General features: G+C 44.7%; 3 protein-coding genes and 1 pseudogene. 3 read left to right on the top strand and 1 reads right to left on the bottom strand.

Features of this window, described 5'->3' with window-relative positions:
* Positions 1 to 7: 7 nt before the first annotated feature.
* The gene (locus tag ACUVJL_RS07850; RefSeq protein ID WP_445245334.1) at positions 8 to 166 is read left to right on the top strand and encodes a helix-turn-helix domain-containing protein; all 159 of its coding nucleotides are present in this window, start codon (positions 8 to 10) and stop codon (positions 164 to 166) included.
* A 57-nt stretch (positions 167 to 223) separates the two neighbouring features.
* On the top strand, positions 224 to 436 hold the full coding sequence (locus tag ACUVJL_RS07845) for a helix-turn-helix domain-containing protein (protein ID WP_445245333.1): 213 nt from the start codon (positions 224 to 226) through the stop codon (positions 434 to 436).
* A gap of 35 nt (positions 437 to 471) precedes the next feature.
* Here ACUVJL_RS07845 and ACUVJL_RS07840 read toward each other — a convergent pair whose 3' ends face one another.
* A complete protein-coding gene (locus ACUVJL_RS07840) occupies positions 472 to 840 on the bottom strand; it encodes a hypothetical protein (RefSeq protein WP_445245332.1) in 369 nt (122 codons plus the stop codon).
* A gap of 261 nt (positions 841 to 1,101) precedes the next feature.
* Here ACUVJL_RS07840 and ACUVJL_RS07835 point away from each other — a divergent pair.
* A pseudogene (locus ACUVJL_RS07835) lies at positions 1,102 to 1,185 on the top strand (hypothetical protein); the annotation flags it as partial.
* Positions 1,186 to 1,290 lie beyond the last annotated feature (105 nt).

Below are 1,290 nucleotides of genomic sequence, written 5' to 3'. Positions count from 1 at the left end.
CTGGACGATCAAAGAGGTTTCTGACCGATCGGGAGTCAACTACAGCACCCTCAGCACCTATTCACGTTCTCCAGGAATGGCAATGGTTGATTTTACTTGTCTGCTGAAGTTGGCACGTACTTTTGACGTGATGGTGGAAGACTTGGTTGAGGTCGTCAAAGAATAGGCGATCGCTTTTTACAGTACAAGTCTATGACTTATATCAATCACATCTCAAGAGCTTATGGGCTTAATTAGATTGCGGGTTCGAGAATTTGCTGCCGAGAAAGGCTGGACTCTAAAAGAAGTTTCAGAGCGATCGGGAGTAGTCTACAGTACGGTGAGAACCTATGCCCGATCGCCCGGATTAGCAACTGTTGACGTGACAGCCTTGCACAATTTGGCAAGGACTTTTGATTTGTCGATCGAAGATTTGTATGAAATTGTGCAGGAATAGGCGATCGCTTTTAGGAACTAATTATCCAGTCAATATTATTCGACAGTTGCTAGCATCTGATTGACAGACTGACCCCGTTGTAGCGCTTCCCAATCAGATGTAACAGGTTGGTAAGAACAGTAACACACCACAATTCGCTCCTCAGTATCAGAAGCAGAAAACTGCTGAACGCGAGTAACTACCCAATCTCCATCTTTCCCGTGGGTGACTCCATTACCGGGGTCATAGAGATTTTCATAATCGCGGGTTTTGTCCCCTACTTGAGGAATTTCTGGGTTTTCTTCCCAAGTCCAATTCTCCCAAAGTATATTAGTGAGACCGCCCCTCGGCATGAGTTGGCGCTCTTCCCAGCCGGGAGCACTCATGCTTTCGGTTTTGTAGACAATCCAGATTTTTTTAGTCATTTTTTTAAAGACGATCGCACAATCGGGTTCAATACTTCGACTATATCAGAGATGAAAGCTCGTGCATCGGTTAAAATAGAGAAGTAATTTTGCGATCGATAAGCCTGAATGCCTACGTTACTCCGAGTCGGCCCATACCGTTTCTTCTGCTATGCGGGCGATCGGGATGAACCACCACACGTTCACGTTGAGCGCGATCGATAAGAAGCTAAGTTTTGGCTTAGTCCAGTTCGCCTTCAAAATAATAAAGGCTTCAATCGTACAGAAATCAATGGCATTCAGAAACTTGTTGAAGAACATCAACAGCAATTATTAGCAGGTTGGAATGACTTCTTTAATGGTTGAGTTGCTAGAAATCCCCCAAGCACAAAACGTAGTTGTTACAGACGACGCGCTAACAGTCGATCTATCCGATGGTCGTACTATTTCTGTTCCTTTAGCTTGGTATCC

Origin of the sequence: Microcoleus sp. OTE_8_concoct_300, assembly GCF_031383065.1 — a bacterium.
Classification (GTDB): Bacteria; Cyanobacteriota; Cyanobacteriia; order Cyanobacteriales; family Microcoleaceae; genus Microcoleus.
The sequence above is the reverse complement of the archived record's forward strand: the minus strand, read 5'-3'. Positions and strand labels throughout refer to the sequence as shown.

Bases quoted from the DNA above. Each gene is read 5' to 3' on its own strand.
- ACUVJL_RS07845 (WP_445245333.1), top strand. From the start codon at position 224: ATGGGCTTAATTAGATTGCGGGTTCGAGAATTTGCTGCCGAGAAAGGC.
- ACUVJL_RS07840 (WP_445245332.1), bottom strand. From the start codon at position 840: ATGACTAAAAAAATCTGGATTGTCTACAAAACCGAAAGCATGAGTGCT.